The sequence below is a fragment of the Siccirubricoccus phaeus genome (assembly GCF_008360935.1).
In the GTDB taxonomy this organism is placed as follows: Bacteria; Pseudomonadota; Alphaproteobacteria; order Acetobacterales; family Acetobacteraceae; genus Siccirubricoccus; species Siccirubricoccus phaeus.
The window spans coordinates 368,387-383,042 of record NZ_SRXO01000003.1 but is presented as its reverse complement, the minus strand read 5'-3'; the positions used below and the strand labels follow the sequence as shown (position 1 = coordinate 383,042).

12 protein-coding genes are annotated in these 14,656 nt (G+C 73.1%); 10 read left to right on the top strand and 2 right to left on the bottom strand.

The window, feature by feature from the left end:
* Window positions 1-324 precede the first annotated feature (324 nt).
* The 3 genes from E5N76_RS06480 to E5N76_RS06470 all read left to right on the top strand — a co-directional run bounded on the left by E5N76_RS06480 (window position 325) and on the right by E5N76_RS06470 (window position 4,684).
* Entirely contained in the window at window positions 325-2,082 is a 1,758-nt protein-coding gene (locus tag E5N76_RS06480; protein WP_149536462.1) for a relaxase/mobilization nuclease domain-containing protein, read from the top strand.
* Window positions 2,083-2,236: 154 nt separating this feature from the next.
* Entirely contained in the window at window positions 2,237-4,213 is a 1,977-nt protein-coding gene (locus E5N76_RS06475; RefSeq protein WP_149536461.1) for a conjugal transfer protein TraG, read from the top strand.
* Window positions 4,214-4,219: 6 nt separating this feature from the next.
* On the top strand, window positions 4,220-4,684 hold the full coding sequence (locus E5N76_RS06470; RefSeq protein WP_149536460.1) for a ribbon-helix-helix domain-containing protein: 465 nt from the start codon (window positions 4,220-4,222) through the stop codon (window positions 4,682-4,684).
* 127 nt (window positions 4,685-4,811) lie between these two features.
* Here E5N76_RS06470 and E5N76_RS29365 read toward each other — a convergent pair whose 3' ends face one another.
* Window positions 4,812-4,967 (bottom strand): hypothetical protein, encoded by a 156-nt coding sequence (locus E5N76_RS29365; RefSeq protein ID WP_187830009.1) that lies wholly within the window; start codon window positions 4,965-4,967, stop codon window positions 4,812-4,814.
* 400 nt (window positions 4,968-5,367) lie between these two features.
* On the opposite strand from E5N76_RS29365, the gene E5N76_RS06465 reads away from it, so the two are divergent.
* Window positions 5,368-5,637 (top strand): hypothetical protein, encoded by a 270-nt coding sequence (locus E5N76_RS06465; protein ID WP_149536459.1) that lies wholly within the window; start codon window positions 5,368-5,370, stop codon window positions 5,635-5,637.
* A gap of 184 nt (window positions 5,638-5,821) precedes the next feature.
* Here E5N76_RS06465 and E5N76_RS06460 read toward each other — a convergent pair whose 3' ends face one another.
* Entirely contained in the window at window positions 5,822-7,459 is a 1,638-nt protein-coding gene (locus E5N76_RS06460) for a sigma-54 interaction domain-containing protein (RefSeq protein ID WP_207791879.1), read from the bottom strand.
* Window positions 7,460-7,677: 218 nt separating this feature from the next.
* Here E5N76_RS06460 and E5N76_RS06455 point away from each other — a divergent pair, with 218 nt between their 5' ends.
* Genes E5N76_RS06455 through E5N76_RS06430 form a run of 6 tightly spaced genes read left to right on the top strand, consistent with a single transcriptional unit; the run spans window position 7,678 to window position 14,653 of the window.
* Entirely contained in the window at window positions 7,678-8,949 is a 1,272-nt protein-coding gene (locus tag E5N76_RS06455; RefSeq protein WP_149536458.1) for a CaiB/BaiF CoA transferase family protein, read from the top strand.
* Between the two features lie 3 nt (window positions 8,950-8,952).
* Window positions 8,953-10,569 (top strand): class I adenylate-forming enzyme family protein, encoded by a 1,617-nt coding sequence (locus tag E5N76_RS06450; protein WP_149536457.1) that lies wholly within the window; start codon window positions 8,953-8,955, stop codon window positions 10,567-10,569.
* Window positions 10,570-10,606: 37 nt separating this feature from the next.
* Window positions 10,607-11,839 carry an ABC transporter substrate-binding protein gene (locus E5N76_RS06445; RefSeq protein WP_235907588.1) on the top strand — a complete coding sequence of 411 codons (1,233 nt, stop codon included), beginning with the start codon at window positions 10,607-10,609 and terminating at the stop codon, window positions 11,837-11,839.
* A complete protein-coding gene (locus E5N76_RS06440; protein ID WP_099096152.1) occupies window positions 11,836-12,552 on the top strand; it encodes an SDR family NAD(P)-dependent oxidoreductase in 717 nt (238 codons plus the stop codon). The genes E5N76_RS06445 and E5N76_RS06440 overlap by 4 nt, the downstream gene beginning before the upstream one ends.
* On the top strand, window positions 12,549-13,679 hold the full coding sequence (locus tag E5N76_RS06435; RefSeq protein WP_149536456.1) for a CaiB/BaiF CoA transferase family protein: 1,131 nt from the start codon (window positions 12,549-12,551) through the stop codon (window positions 13,677-13,679). Before E5N76_RS06440 ends, E5N76_RS06435 begins: the two co-directional genes overlap by 4 nt.
* A complete protein-coding gene (locus E5N76_RS06430) occupies window positions 13,676-14,653 on the top strand; it encodes a zinc-binding dehydrogenase (RefSeq protein ID WP_149536455.1) in 978 nt (325 codons plus the stop codon). The genes E5N76_RS06435 and E5N76_RS06430 overlap by 4 nt, the downstream gene beginning before the upstream one ends.
* Window positions 14,654-14,656: the final 3 nt, after the last annotated feature.

Sequence of the window (14,656 nt, the reverse complement as noted above, 5' to 3'; positions counted from 1 at the left end):
CACCATGAGCGATGGCGTTGGGACGCAGGCCATCGCGCAGCGCGGCTGCCTCGCCGTCGTCGCGCGTGCGCGCAAGCGCGGGTGCTTCTGTCGTGCTGTCGGATACTCCCGGACCGACGACCAGAGCGAAGGAGGCGAAGGACAGAGGAACCCCGACCGCAGATCGCCAGATAAAAGCAGGGCTGGCGGTCGGTCGTATGTGCCTGATCCAGCACGGTAAATCGCGTCCCGCGCCAAAGCGGCGGCTGGCGCTTCCTGCCAAAAGCCCAGGCAGATCAACGGCCTCAGCGCCAGCCGCCGCGACGCGCGGTCGGATCAGCGGTCATGACGACACGCGACGACGACCTCCATGTTCGACCTGGCCGCATCGGCGACACGCGTGCGCCCACGCGCCGCGTGCGAAGCTTCGTCGGCCAGGTCATGCGCGCTGTCCGCAATGCAGGCCACACAGGCCCTGGCTTCGGTGGCGGGGCGCGGGGCAGCAACCGCTCGCAGTTCGGGCGGGGCCGCGCCGCCGCGGCACGGGCCGCACTCCGCTCGCCGTCGCGACGCGTCGTGATCAAGGCGCGCGTCGTGCGCCACCAGGGCACGCGCTTCCGCTCCGCCTCTCTCGCCACCCACATCGGCTATCTCCAGCGCGACGGGGTCACGCGCGACGGCGCCAAGGCGCCGCTCTTCGATGCGGACTCGGACAGCGCCGATGCCCGAGACTTCACGGAACGCTGTGCCGATGACCGGCACCACTTCCGCTTCATCGTCAGCCCGGAGGATGCGCCCGCCCTCGCGGACCTGAAGGCCTGGACGCGCGACCTGATGCGCCAGGCCGAGCAGGATCTGGGCAGCCGTCTCGACTGGGTCGCGGTCGATCACTGGAACACCGACAACCCCCACGTCCATGTCCTGTTGCGCGGCCGGGCCGAGGATGGCGACGACCTGGTGATCTCGCGCGACTACATCTCGCGCGGCTTCCGTGGTCGCGCCGAGGCGCTGGTCGAGCTCGAACTCGGGCCAAGGACCGAAAGGGAGATCCGCAGCGCGCTCGAGGCAGAGGTCGGTGCCGAGCGCTGGACCGGTCTCGACCGCGCGCTGCGCGCCGCCGCCGATGAGGGTGCCGGCATCCTGGACCTGCGTCCCGGAGACGCGGACGCTGTCAATCCGGAACTCCGTCGCCTGATGATCGGCCGGGCGCAGACGCTGGAGCGGTTCGGGCTCGCCGAGCGCCATGGCCCCGCAGTCTGGACGCTCAGGCCCGGCATGGAGGAGACGCTGCGCGACCTCGGCGCCCGCGGCGACATCATCAGCACCATGCACCGCGCCATGCAGGGGCTCGGAGCCAAGCGCGCCGCAGGTGACTTCGCCATCCATGGTGACCGGCCCGAGCCGATCATCGGCCGCCTCGTCGAGCGCGGCATCGCCGACGAGCTCAAGGGCAGCGGCTACGCGATCATCGACGGCATCGACGGTCGCGTGCATCACGTCCGCTTCGCGGACATCGACGCAACCGGCGACGGGCACCCGGGCGCGGTCGTCGAGCTCCGCCGCTACCAGGATGCCGGCGGGAGGGAGCGCAGCGCTCTCGCAGTGCGATCAGACATCTCGGTCGAGGCGCAGGTCACAGCCGATGGCGCGACCTGGCTCGACCGGCGCCTGGTGGACCGCGAGCCGCTGCCGCTGGCCGGGCAGGGCTTCGGCGCCGAAGTCGAAGGCGCGCTCGCACGCCGGACGGAGCATCTCGTCACCACAGGTCTCGCGCGCCGGCAGGGTCAGCGCGTTGTGTTCGCGCGCGACCTGCTCAACACGCTGCGGCAGCGCGAGGTGGAGGCGGCTGCCGCGCGGGTCACGGCCGAGACAGGGAAGGCGGGGCGGCCGGCGCGACACGGGGACAACGTCTCCGGGGTCTTCACCCGGCGGCTCGACCTGGCCTCGGGGCGCTTCGCGATGATCGACGACGGGCTCGGCTTCCAGCTCGTGCCGTGGAAACCCGCGATGGAGCGACAGCGGGGACTGGCCGTGGCGGGGAGCATTGCACCGGGCGGCAGTCTTGAGCTCACGCCGGCGCGCAAGCGAGGCCTCAGCCTCTGACCGCGTGCCGCGCCGCCGCATTAGACTGGCATCACCCTCCGCCGTTTCGTGCGACGCGCTCGCCGCCGGCACGATGCCGACCTCTGGCCGCTTGCAGGTCACCGCGTCGATCGCGCACCTCTCGCGGCATGGTCGCTGTGCTCCCCACCCGCCCATGACTGCCACGAAGATCCTCTGGGATCAGGTCCTCGTCGTCTTCCTGATCGTGCTGGCTGCGGTCTGGGGCGCGACTCAGTGGGTAGCCTGGCGCCTCGGCTATCAGGCGCAGCTCGGTCAGCCGATGGATGTGTGGGGGGGCGTGCCCGTCTATCCTCCGCCCGCCTTCTTCCTGTGGTGGTACTGGTACGATGCCTATGCGCCGCGGATCTTCTACGAGGGCGCTGTCATTGCCGCTGCCGGGGGTTTCGCGGCGATCGGCATCGCCATCGGCATGTCGGTGTGGCGCGCCCGTGAAGCGCGCGACGTGACCACCTACGGGTCGGCCCGCTGGGCGACGGAGCGCGAAGTCCGGGACGCCGGGCTGCTCGCCCCCGACGGCTTCGTGCTCGGCTGGTTCGCCCAGCGCTACCTCCGCCATGATGGGCCGGAGCACGTGCTGTGCTTCGCGCCGACCCGCTCCGGCAAGGGCGTGGGCCTCGTGGTGCCAACGCTGCTGACCTGGCCGGGTTCGGCCATTGTGCACGACATCAAGGGCGAGAACTGGCAGCTCACCGCCGGTTGGCGGGCGCGCTTCGGCCGCGTGCTGCTGTTCGATCCCACCAATCCGGCGAGCGCCGCCTACAACCCGCTGCTCGAGGTTCGCCGCGGCGACAGCGAGGTCCGCGACGTGCAGAACATCGCCGACATCCTCGTCGACCCCGAGGGCGCGCTTGAGCGGCGGAACCACTGGGAGAAGACCAGCCACTCGCTGCTGGTGGGCGCCATCCTGCACGTCCTCTACGCCGAGCAGGACAAGACCCTCGCCGGCGTGGCGGGCTTCCTCTCCGATCCGCGCCGTCCGATTGAGCGCACGCTGGCGGCGATGATGACGACGCCGCATCTCGGCGATCGGCCCCACCCCGTCGTCGCCTCCGCCGCGCGCGAGCTGCTCAACAAGTCGGACAACGAACGATCGGGCGTGCTCTCGACCGCGATGAGCTTCCTTGGCCTCTACCGCGATCCGGTCGTCGCGCAGGTCACCCGCCGGTGCGACTGGCGGATCGCCGACCTGGTCGAGGCGCGCGAACCGGTCACGCTCTACCTCGTCGTCCCCCCCTCCGACATCGTGCGGACCAAGCCACTGGTGCGGCTCGTGCTGAACCAGATCGGCCGCCGCCTGACCGAGGCGCTGGAGAACGAGCGACGGCGTCATCGGCTGCTGCTGATGCTCGATGAGTTCCCCGCCCTCGGGCGCCTCGACTTCTTCGAGAGCCAGCTCGCCTTCATGGCGGGCTACGGCATCCGGTCCTTTCTCATCGCTCAGTCGCTGAACCAGATCGAGCGCGCCTACGGGCCGAACAACGCGATCCTCGACAACTGCCATGTCCGCGTAGCCTTCGCGACGAATGACGAGCGCACGGCCAAGCGCGTCTCCGATGCGCTCGGTACGGCGACGGAGCTCCGCGATAGCCGGAACTACGCGGGGCACCGCCTCTCGCCATGGCTCGGCCACCTCATGGTCAGCAGGCAGGAGACAGCGCGGCCGCTGCTGACGCCGGGCGAAGTGATGCAGCTGCCGCCAAAAGACGAAATCGTGCTGGTGTCGGGCTGCCCGCCGATCCGCGCGCGGAAGGCGCGCTACTACGAGGACCGGCAGCTTCGCGGCCGCGTCGTCGCGCCACCAGATCCCGCGGCGGCTGCGCCGTGTGCACCTCGTGCAGATGACTGGAGCGCGCTTATGCCGGTCAAGCGTGAGGAAGCACAAGCAGCCGTCGGCGCGGGCGATAATGCCGACGGCGGCATTCGCCGGGAGCCGACCCTGCCTGAGCACGATCAGGTCGCTCCTGAGCCCGGGCCGCCGCCGGAGAAGGAGTTCGACTTCATGGAGGACGAGCAGGACGACGATGTCGTGCGAACGCGTTCCCTCGCAGCGCGTGCACGCCGGGTCGCGCGTCAGGCAGCACTCGACCCCGGCGACGGGATTGCCCTTTGACCCGCCATGCGCAACAAAGCGACCTTCCGGCTCCCTCCCAATCTGATGCGCCGCCTCGCCGACTATGCGGCACGGAAACGCGTCAGCCAAGCCGTCGTTGTCGAGGTCGCGCTCGAGAGCTACCTGTCGCCGGACGGCGCCGAGCGGCTCGAGGCGGCCCTGGCACGTCGACTTGATCGTCTGTCGCGCGCCAACGAGCGGCTGGAACGCCACGTCACTATCGGCAACGAAGCTTTCGCGCTGTTCGTGAAGCACTGGCTCACTGCAGCACCTCCGCTGCCCGACACAATGCCCGCTGCTGCAAGAGTGAAAGGTAAGGAGCGCTACGACGCATTCGTTGAGGCGCTGGGTCGAAGGCTGCAGAAAGGCCGCACACTCGCTGATGACATAGCGGCGGACATGGCCACGCCTGATAGAGAGCTGAACCCGGTTTCCTTGAACGGCCCTCTTTCCGGCCAGAGACCGGCATGATGACGTCCGTCATGAACCAGATTGAACATGATAAAGCGGCTGCAGGGCTTGCAGTGGCGAGGGCGGGCGCAGGACGTCCGCGCTATCCACAGGCCAGGTTGCCCCGCCGCGGCAGGGCGCACCGCGGTCAGACCCGCTCGTTTTCGGCCCGCGTCCGGGCGTTGGTCGCAAGCGGGAGGTCGTGCTGCGGCTGCTGCGCGGCGAGGCTGATCCGGCCGACGGCCAACCCGCCGCCGCCCTGCAGCGCATCGGCGAGCTGAGCACGACGGTCGAGCTGCTGCACGCCAGGATCGAGCACCGCGGCCCTCTGCGCCGCGGGCGGTCGCGGTGATGGGCGAAGCAACTCGCCAGCGGCCGGCCGGCGCTACGGCCTCGCGCTGTTCTGTCGGGTCTGGGAGGCGGCACGCTCCTCGCTCTACGCCGCCCCCTGCCAGCGGCCGACCGCACGGTTGCCGCAGCCCGAGGCCCGCCCGGTCGGACGCGGTGCGGCCATGCGCGCCGACCTCCCGCGTTCACCCTGGACCGGCGATGGCCGATACTGCCACGCATGAGCGCTGCATCGTCACCACGGCGCTGGTCGCAATATGGGCGACCGCCGCGAGCCAGACCGCCATGGTCGCCGACGGCAAGGTCTGGCTGTTCGGCGTCGCTGAGCACCGGACGCCGAACTGCCCGGCTGGCATGTGGCCAAACGCGGCACCCGCTACGAGGCCGTCCCGGCGGTCGGCATAGCGGCGCGCCAGTGGTTCGGCCGGCTCGGTTCCGGCGCCGCCCGCGGCTTCGCGCTCCGCCGTGCCCACGGCAGCAACTTCATGTCGGACGCCTTCGCGAAGCAGATCAGGTTCAGAGTCATGGCGCCGAGCCACGCCTTCGTCGCCCGCTACGACGCGGAGTGGCTGATCGAGAAGAACCGCCAGGACAGCCCAGACGCCACGCGTGCCGCCTGGAATTAGGAGGCCTTCAGTCACGCCGGATAAGGCGACCCATTGTCCAGAGAACCGGGTGCGGTACAGGAAGGCGCCGGGTTCGACCCTTCCTGCCCGCCTCCGGCAGCAGTTCCTTGCGGCATGACCGCGCGGCTCCACCGCGGCTGGCGTGGCCCAACACCGCCGCCATCGATCTGGCCGCCGCCCGGCCTCACGCATCGATCTCGGCGAGCCGCTTGTAGAGATAGGTCCGCGAGATGCCGAGTTCCGCCGCGACGCGCTTCTTGTTGCCGCGGTTGCGCTGCATCGCCTCGCGGATCTTCGCGCCCTCGAGCGCGGCCATGCTGTCCGCCAGCCGCGCGCCCCGCGGTTCCGCCGCCGTGGGCGGGCGCGGCAGGCCGACGGCGACATCCGGGAAGGCGGCGGGGGTCAGGCGCTCGCCCTCGGCGAAGATCAGCGCGCGCTCGACCGCGTGGCGCAGCTCGCGGACATTGCCGGGCCAGTCGGCCTGGCGCAGCAGCGCCTCCGCCGCCGGGTCGAGCTCGGGCTCGGGCCGGCGGTGGCGCTGCGCCAGCTCATGCAGGAAGTGGCGGGCGAGCAGGGGGATGTCCTCGCGCCGCTCGGCAAGGCCCGGCACCTCGATCACCACCGGGCTGATGCGGTAGAACAGGTCGAGCCGGAAGCGCCCTTCCGCCACCATGCGCTTGAGGTCGCAATGGGTGGCCGAGACCAGGCGGAAATCCACCGGCAGCGGCGCCTCCCCGCCGACCCGCTCGACCGTCCTTTCCTGCAGCACGCGCAGCAGCTTGGCCTGGGTCTCGGGCGGCATCTCGCCGATCTCGTCGAGCAGGATGGTGCCGCCGGCGGCCTGCTCGAAGCGGCCCTTGCGCCCCTTGCGGTCGGCCCCGGTGAAGGCGCCGGGCGCGTAGCCGAACAGTTCGCTCTCGACCAGGCTGGCCGGCAGCGCGGCGCCGTTGACCGCCACCAGCGCGGCGGCGCAGCGCGGGCTCAGCGCATGCAGGGCGCGCGCCACCAGTTCCTTGCCGGTGCCGCTCTCGCCATGGATCAGCACCGGCACGTCGAGCGGGGCGAGCTTGACGATGTCGCGCTTGAGCCGGCGGATCGCCGCGCTCTCGCCGACGATGTCGTCGAGGCTGCCGACCGCGTCGCCGCGCAGCGCCGCCGCCTCGCGGCGGTAGAAATCCACCTCGCGCTGCAGCGCGTTGACGTGGCGGGCCAGCGCCTCGACCTGCTGCGGCCCCTTGAACATCACCCGCCCGATGGCGCCGACCACGCGGCCCTCGCGCGCGATGGGGATGCGCGAGACCACCCGCTCGGCCCCGCGCATGCGCTGGATCTCGCCGATTTCCGGCTTGCCGGTGGCGAGCACGCGGTCGAGCCGGGTGTTCTCGATCACCTCGCGCACCGGGCGGCCGATGCCGCCGCCGCGGTCGAGGCCGAAGAACGCCTCATGCACCGGCGAGATGTAGGCGACCCGCGCCCGGTCATCCACCACGGTCATGGCGTCGAAGGGGTCGGTGACGACGTGCTCGATGATGTCCCAGGCGAAATCCACCGCGGCGACGAACTCCAGCACCGCATCGCCCGGCGCTTCGCTGAACACGACCAGGTCGGCCCCGTCCAGCGGCATCAGCAGCACCAGGAAGCGGCCGCGCGGGGTGGCCAGGGTGGCGAGCCGGCGCCCGCGCAGCGCCGCCATCCATGCCGGGTCGGCGAGGCAGGCCGCCACCTCGCGCGAGCGCGCGAGGCCATGGGCGGCGATCCTTCCGCCATGCTCGACGATGGCGGCGCCGCATCCCGGCGACGCGACCGGCTGCGTTCGCGGCATGGCGTTTCTTCCCCGCATGAGTGTCCTTGCCATGGACACTAGGCCGGCGCAACTGTCCGCGCCAAGGGCCGGGGCGGCGGCGCGATGGCGGGCCTCCGCCGGGCCGCGGCGCTGGCACGTCGGATGCAACCCCGGGCGCCCGGCGCGGCCCGCCGGCGCGGCGCCGGCCGCCGCGGCGTCGCGGCGTCGCGGCGTCGCGGCATGAGGAGGATCGCCCAATGGACCAGGCCGACAAGGTCGCCACCCCCGGACACGACGTCCCGCCCGGCGCCGCGCTGCCGCTGCTCGCCGCCGGGGCGGGCGCCTTCGACCTGCTCGACGGGGTGCGGGTGCTCGACCTCACCACCTCGATCGCCGGGCCTTATGCGGGGATGCTGCTCGGCGACCTCGGCGCCGAGGTGGTGAAGGTGGAGCGGCCCGGCGCCGGCGACGACGCGCGCGCCTGGGGCCCGCCCTTCCTCGACGGCGAATCGCTGTGGTTCGTCGCCGTCAACCGCAACAAGCGCAGCGTCACCCTCGACATCACCTCCGCCGCCGGGGCGGAGGTGCTGCGCGGCCTGATCGGGCAGGCCGACGTGCTGCTGGTCAACCAGCCGGCGCGCAGCCTCGCCAAGCTCGGCCTTGCGCCCGAGCAGCTGCGCGCGGCGCGGCCGGAGCTGATCCATGTCTCGATCACCGGCTTCGGCCTGACCGGGGAACGCGCCGACCATGCCGGCTACGACCTGATCGCCGAGGGCTATTCCGGCGTCATGGACCTGACCGGCACGCCCGAGAGCGAGCCGCAGAAGGTGGGCGCGCCGGCGGCCGACATGCTGGCCGGCCAGGACGCCGCCATGGCGGCGATGGCGGCGCTGTTCGCGCGCGCGCGCACCGGGCGCGGGCGCAGCATCGACATCGCGCTGACCGACAGCATGACCCGCTTCCTCACCTGCCGCATCGTCCCCTTTCTGGGGTCGGGGGAGGTGCCGCGCCGCTCGGGCGGGCGGGACAGCGTCATCGCCATCTACCAGGCCTTCGAGACGGCGGACGAGCCGATCACCCTCGGCCTCGGCAATGACGGCATCTGGCGCCGCTTCTGGGAGGCGGTGGGCCGGCCGGAGCGCGGGCGGGATCCGAGCCATGGCAGCAACGCGCTGCGCCGCGCCCATCGCGCCGCGATCGTCGCCGACATCCAGGACATCCTGCGCGGCCGCCCGCGCGCCGAATGGCTTGCCGCCTTCGCCGCCGCGCGGGTGCCGGCGGGGCCGATCAACCGGGTGGACCAGGTGGTGGCCGACCCGGCGCTGATCGCGCGCGGCCTGTTCTACCAGGTCGAGGCGCAGGGCACGGCGATGCCGCAGGTCGGCACCGGCATCCTGCTCGACGGCGCGGCGAACCGGCCGCGGCTGCCGCCGCCGCGCCTTGGCGCCGACACCGCGGCGGTGCTCGGGGAATGGCTCGGCCTCGACGCGGCGCGGGTCGCGGCGCTGAAGGCGGAAGGGGCGCTGTAGCCGATGCGGCCCTTCCTCACCCTGCATCATCCGGCTGCCGCGCGGGCGCATTACGAGGCCGGGCTGTGGCGGCGGGAGACGCTCTACGGCCTGCTCGCCGCCCATGCCGAGGCGCGGCCCGAGGCCCCCGCGGCGCGCGACGGCACGCGCACCCTGGGCTGGCGCGCGCTGCGCGACTGGGTGGACGGGGTGGCGGCGCATCTGGACGGGGCGCTCCGCATCGGCGCGGGGGAACGGGTGGCGATCTGGGCCGGCAACCGGCTGGAGACGCTGGTGCTGTTCCTCGCCTGCGCGCGGCAGGGCATCGCCTGCAACCCCTCGCTGCACCGCACCTACACGGCCGATGAGATCCCGCCGCTGCTCGCCGCGCTCTCCGCCCGCGCCCTGCTGAGCGAGCCGGGCTGGGGCGCCGACCGGCTGGCCGACCCGGTGGCGCGCTTCGGCGCCCTGCCCGGGCTGGCCGCGGTGCTGACGCCCGCCGGCTTCCCCGGCCCCGGCGCCGCGCCGGGCCCGGCGGTGGCCGACCCCGACAAGGTCGCCTATCTCGCCTTCACCTCCGGCACCACCGGCACGCCGAAATGCGTCATGCATTCGGACAACACGCTGCTCGCCAATGCCCGCGACCTGGTGCGGGACTGGGGGCATGGGCCGGACAGCGTCATCCTCACCCTGTCGCCGCTGTCGCACCACATCGCCTGGGTGGCGGTGGCGCAATGGCTGGTCGCCGGCGCGCTGCTGGTCACCGACGACCCGCCGGCGGGCACCGGGCGGCTCGACTGGATCCTCGGCAACCGCGCGACCTATGTGCTCGGCGTGCCGACCCATGCGATGGACGTGCTGGCGGCGGCGGGCGAACGCGGCCTCGATGCGCTCGGCGCGGTGCGCTGCTTCTACATGGCCGGGGCGCCGATCCCGCCGGCGGTGGCCGAGGCCTTCGTGCGGCTCGGCGTGCGGCCGCAGAACGTCTATGGCATGACCGAGAACTCCTCGCACCAGTACACCCACCCCGACGACCCGACCGAGGTGATCGTCGAGACCTGCGGGCGCGGCGGCCGCGCCTACACGATCCGCCTGTTCGACCCGGCCGATCCGGACCGCCCCGCGGCACCTGGCGAGATCGGCGAGATCGGCGGCCGCGGCGCGGCGCTGATGCTCGGCTATTTCGGCAACCAGGCGGCGACCGAGGCGAGCTTCAACCGCGAGGGCTGGTTCCTCTCGGGCGATCTCGGCATGATCGACGCGCGCGGCAACCTGCGCGTGGTCGGGCGCAGCAAGGACCTCATCATCCGCGGCGGGCACAACATCCATCCCGCGCGCATCGAGGCGCTGGCGCTGCGCCACCCGGCGGTGGCGCGCGCCGCCGCCTTCCCGGTGCCCGACGAGCGGCTGGGCGAGCGCGTCTGCCTCGCCGTCATCGGCGAGATCGGGGCCGAGGCGCTGCTCGCGCATCTCGCCGCCGAGGGGCTGTCGCGCTATGACATGCCGGAATGGTTCCTGCGGGTCGACGCCTTTCCCCTGACCGCGAGCGGCAAGGTGCTGAAGCGGGAACTGGCGGCGATGGCCAGGGCCGGCACGCTGCGGCCCGAGCCGGTGCGCCGCGCCGGCGCGGGCGAAGCATGAACCGCCGCGCGGCGGCGGAACGAAGGAGGGAGCGACCATGACCATGAGGCATGTCACGAGGCGCGCGGCGCTGGCGGCCGGCGGGCTGGCGGCGCTGGGCGCGCCGGCGCTGCGGGCGCAGGGCGCGGTGTCGGACGGCGTGGTGAAGCTCGGCGTGCTGGACGACATGTCCGGCGTCTTCGCCGACCAGCAGGGCATGGGCGATGTCGTCTCGGCGCGCATGGCGATCGAGGATTTCGGCGGCCGCGTGCTCGGCGCGCCGATCGAGCTGATCCATGGCGACCTGCAGAACCGGGCCGATGTCGGGCTCGGCATCGCCCGGCGCTGGTACGACCAGGAGAAGGTGGACGCCATCTTCGGCATCGGCAATTCCGCCGTGGCGCTGGCGGTCCAGCCGCTGGCCCAGGAGAAGCGGCGCATCGCGATCGCCACCGCGCCCGGCACCACGGAGCTGACCGGCAGGGCCTGCGCGCCGCTCGGCGTGCAATGGACCTACGACAACTACGCCCTGGCCAAGGGCACGGTAACGCCGCTGGTGCGCGGCGGCGGGCGGAAGTGGTTCTTCCTCACCTCCGACTACGCCTTCGGCCATTCGCTCGAGCAGAACGCCGCCGAGCTCGTCCGCCGCCTGGGCGGGGAGGTGACGGGCGCGGTGCGCGCCCCGCTGGGGGAGACGGACTATTCCTCCCACCTGCTGCGCGCCGCCGCCTCGGGGGCGAATGTGGTGGGCATCGCGGCGGCGGGGCTCGACCTCGTGAACATCGTCAAGCAGATGGGCGAGTTCGGGCTGGCGCGGCGCGGCATCCAGCCGGCGGCGCTGCTCTGCCTGCTGACCAATGTCCGCGCGATGGGGCTGCAGACGGCGCAGGGGCTGGTCTTCACCGAGGCCTATTACTGGGACCAGAATGACGAGACGCGCGCCTTCGCCCGCCGCTTCGAGGCCATCCACGGCCGCCCGCCGACCATGATGCAGGCGAGCGTCTGGGGCGCGGTGACGCACTACCTCAACGCCATCCGCGACGCCGGCACCGATGCCGCCGAGCCGGTGATGGCGCGCATGCGCGCCACGCCCATCAACGACTTCATGACCCGCAACGGCCGCATCCGCGAGGATGGGCGCGTCATCCGCGACATGTACCTGCTGCGCGCCAAGCGCCCGCAGGACAGCCGCGGCGAATGGGACCTGCTCGAGGTGGCCGGCACGATCCCCGGCGAGGAGGCCTATCGCCCGCTCGCCGAGAGCGAGTGCCCGCTGGTGCGCCGCCCATGAGCGCGCCGACGCGCGGCGCCGTCGTCGTCACCGGGGCGAGCCGCGGCATCGGCGCCGCCATCGCCGCCGACCTCGCCGGGCGCGGCTTCCGCGTCGTCGGGCTGTCGCGCAGCGGCGTCTGCGCCTCGGGCCTCGGCATCGCCTGCGACGTGACCGAGGAGGAGGCGCTGCGCGCCGCCTTCGCCCGCGCCGCCGAGGAAGGGCCGGTGGTCGGCCTGGTCAACAATGCCGGCGCCGTCCATCACCGCCGCAGCGCCCGGCTGACCACCGCGGAGTTCGAGGCGGTGATGCGCCTCGACGCCACCGCGGTGATGGTCGGCTGCCGCGAGATCCGCCCCCATCTCATAGCCGCCGGGGGCGGGCTGATCGTCAATATCGGCTCCTTCTACGCCCGGCTCGGCGTGCCGGGCGCGCTCGCCTATTGCGCCGCCAAGGCGGCGGTCGGGGCGATCACCCGCTGCCTCGCGGTGGAATGGGCGCCCGAGGGCATCCGCGCCCTGTGCGTCGCCCCCGGCTACATCGAGACCGACCTCAACCGCGAGGCCCTGGCCGGGCAGGAGTTGCACGAGCGGCTGATGACGCGCATTCCGCTGCGGCGGTACGGCCGCGCCGAGGAGGTCGGCCGGCTGGTCGGCACGCTGTTCGAGGGAGGCATGGACTTCATGACCGGCACGACGCTGACCATCGACGGCGCGCACGGGATCGCCGAATGAGCGCCGCCGCCGGGCCGCTCGCCGGGCTGCTGGTGCTCGATTTCTCGACCCTGCTGCCGGGGCCGCTGGCGACGCTGATCCTGGCCGAGGCGGGGGCCGAGGTGGTCAAGGTCGAACGCCCCGGCACGGGCGACGAGATGCGCGGCTACCAGCCGCCCTGGGGGGCGGATTCGGCCAATTTCGCCCTGCTCAACCGCGGCAAGCGCAGCGTCGCGCTCGACCTCAAGGACCCCGCGCAGCGCGCGCGGCTCGATCCGCTGATCGAGCGCGCCGACATCCTGGTCGAGCAGTTCCGCCCCGGCGTGATGGAGCGCCTCGGCCTCGGCCCCGGGCAGGTGATGGCGCGCAACCCGCGGCTGATCTGGTGCTCGATCACCGGCTACGGGCAGAGCGGGCCGAAGCGCGACGCGGCGGGGCACGACCTCAACTACATCGGCGATGCCGGGCTGCTCTCGCTGAGCTTCGGCGACGCCGCGCGGCCGGTGGTGCCGCCGGCGCTGATCGCCGACATCGCCGGCGGCGCCTACCCGGCGGTGATGAACATCCTGATGGCGCTGCACGCCCGCCAGGCGACCGGCAGCGGCCAGCGGCTCGACATCGCCATGACCGACAACCTGTTTCCCTTCCTCTACTGGGCGATGGGGCAGGGCTTCGCCACCGGGCGCTGGCCCGGCAATGGCGACGGGCTGGTGACCGGCGGCACGCCGCGCTACCGGCTCTATCCGACCGCCGATGGCCGGGTGCTCGCCGCCGCGCCGATCGAGGACCGCTTCTGGGCCGTGTTCTGCGACATCATCGGGCTGGAGCCGCAATGGCGCGACGATGCGCGCGACCCCGCCGGCACCGCGGCGCGGGTGGCCGCGCTGGTGGCGGCGCGCGACGCCGATGCCTGGCGCGCCGCGATCGCCGGGCGCGACTGCTGCTGCAGCATCGTCGCCACCGTGGAGGAAGCCATGAACGACCCGCATTTCGCCGCGCGCGGGCTGTTCGGCCACCGCCTCGCCAATGCCGAGGGGCAGCAGATGCCGGCGCTGCCGGTGCCGCTCGCCCCGGCGCTGCGCGGCCCGCCGGGCATCCGCCCCGCCCCGGCGCTCGGCGCCGACAACGCCGCGGTGCTCGCGCCATGAAGGCGGCGCTGCTGACCGACTACGCCGGCCCCGAGGCGATCGTCTTGCGCGAGCTGCCCGAGCCGGCGCCGGCCGAGGGCGAGGTGCTGCTGGGCTTCGAGGCGGCCGAGGTGAACTACCCCGACGCGCTGGTGGTGAGCGGGCGCTACCAGACGCGCCCGCCGCTGCCCTTCATCCCCGGCAAGACCATCGTCGGGCGGGTGCTGGATGCGCGCGGCGCGGCGGCCCCGGCGCGCGGGGCGCGGGTGATCGCGCATGTCGAATACGGCGCCTTCGCCGAGCGCGTGGCGCTGCCCGCCGCCGCCTGCCTGCCGGTGCCCCAGGGGATCGGCGCGGCGGATGCGGCCGCCCTCGGGCTCAACTACCAGACCGCGCATTTCGCGCTGGCCGCGCGCGGCGGCCTCGCGGCGGGGGAAAACGTGCTGGTGCTCGGCGCCTCGGGCGCGGTGGGCGCGGCGGCGCTGCAACTGGCCCGCCCGCTCGGCGCCGCGCGGGTGCTGGCCGGCATCCGCAGCGAGGCGGCGGCCGCCGCCGCCCTGGCCGATGGCGCCGATGCCGCGCTGCGGCTCGACCAGGGGGCGGAATTGCGCGAGCAGGTGGCGGCGGCGACCGGCGGGCGCGGGGTGGATGTGGTGATCGACCCGCTGGGCGATGCCGTCACCGCCGCCGCGCTGCGCTGCCTCGCCCCCTGCGGGCGGCTGGTGGTGGTCGGCTTCGCCGCCGGGGAGATCCCGCAGATCCGCAGCAACTACCTGCTGGTCAAGAATGTCGGCGTGCTCGGCCTGAACTGGGCCGACCACCGCGACCGCGAGCCGGCCCGCGTGGCGGCGGCGCAGGCGGCGATCTTCGCGCTGTTCCTGGAAGGGCGGCTGCGGCCGCGCATCCATCGGCGCCTGCCGCTTGCCGCGGCGGCCGAGGCGCTGGGCCTCGTCGCGCGCGGGGGCCTGCCCGGGCGGGTGCTGCTGGAAGGCTGATCC

Excerpts from the sequence above, each read along its gene's own strand:
- E5N76_RS06435 (WP_149536456.1), top strand. The coding sequence starts at position 12,549 with ATGAGCGCCGCCGCCGGGCCGCTCGCCGGGCTGCTGGTGCTCGATTTC.
- E5N76_RS06455 (WP_149536458.1), top strand. The coding sequence starts at position 7,678 with ATGGACCAGGCCGACAAGGTCGCCACCCCCGGACACGACGTCCCGCCC.
- E5N76_RS06445 (WP_235907588.1), top strand. The coding sequence starts at position 10,607 with ATGACCATGAGGCATGTCACGAGGCGCGCGGCGCTGGCGGCCGGCGGG.
- E5N76_RS06470 (WP_149536460.1), top strand. The coding sequence starts at position 4,220 with ATGCGCAACAAAGCGACCTTCCGGCTCCCTCCCAATCTGATGCGCCGC.
- E5N76_RS06440 (WP_099096152.1), top strand. The coding sequence starts at position 11,836 with ATGAGCGCGCCGACGCGCGGCGCCGTCGTCGTCACCGGGGCGAGCCGC.
- E5N76_RS06480 (WP_149536462.1), top strand. The coding sequence starts at position 325 with ATGACGACACGCGACGACGACCTCCATGTTCGACCTGGCCGCATCGGC.
- E5N76_RS06450 (WP_149536457.1), top strand. The coding sequence starts at position 8,953 with ATGCGGCCCTTCCTCACCCTGCATCATCCGGCTGCCGCGCGGGCGCAT.
- E5N76_RS06475 (WP_149536461.1), top strand. The coding sequence starts at position 2,237 with ATGACTGCCACGAAGATCCTCTGGGATCAGGTCCTCGTCGTCTTCCTG.
- E5N76_RS06460 (WP_207791879.1), bottom strand. The coding sequence starts at position 7,459 with ATGCCGCGAACGCAGCCGGTCGCGTCGCCGGGATGCGGCGCCGCCATC.
- E5N76_RS06430 (WP_149536455.1), top strand. The coding sequence starts at position 13,676 with ATGAAGGCGGCGCTGCTGACCGACTACGCCGGCCCCGAGGCGATCGTC.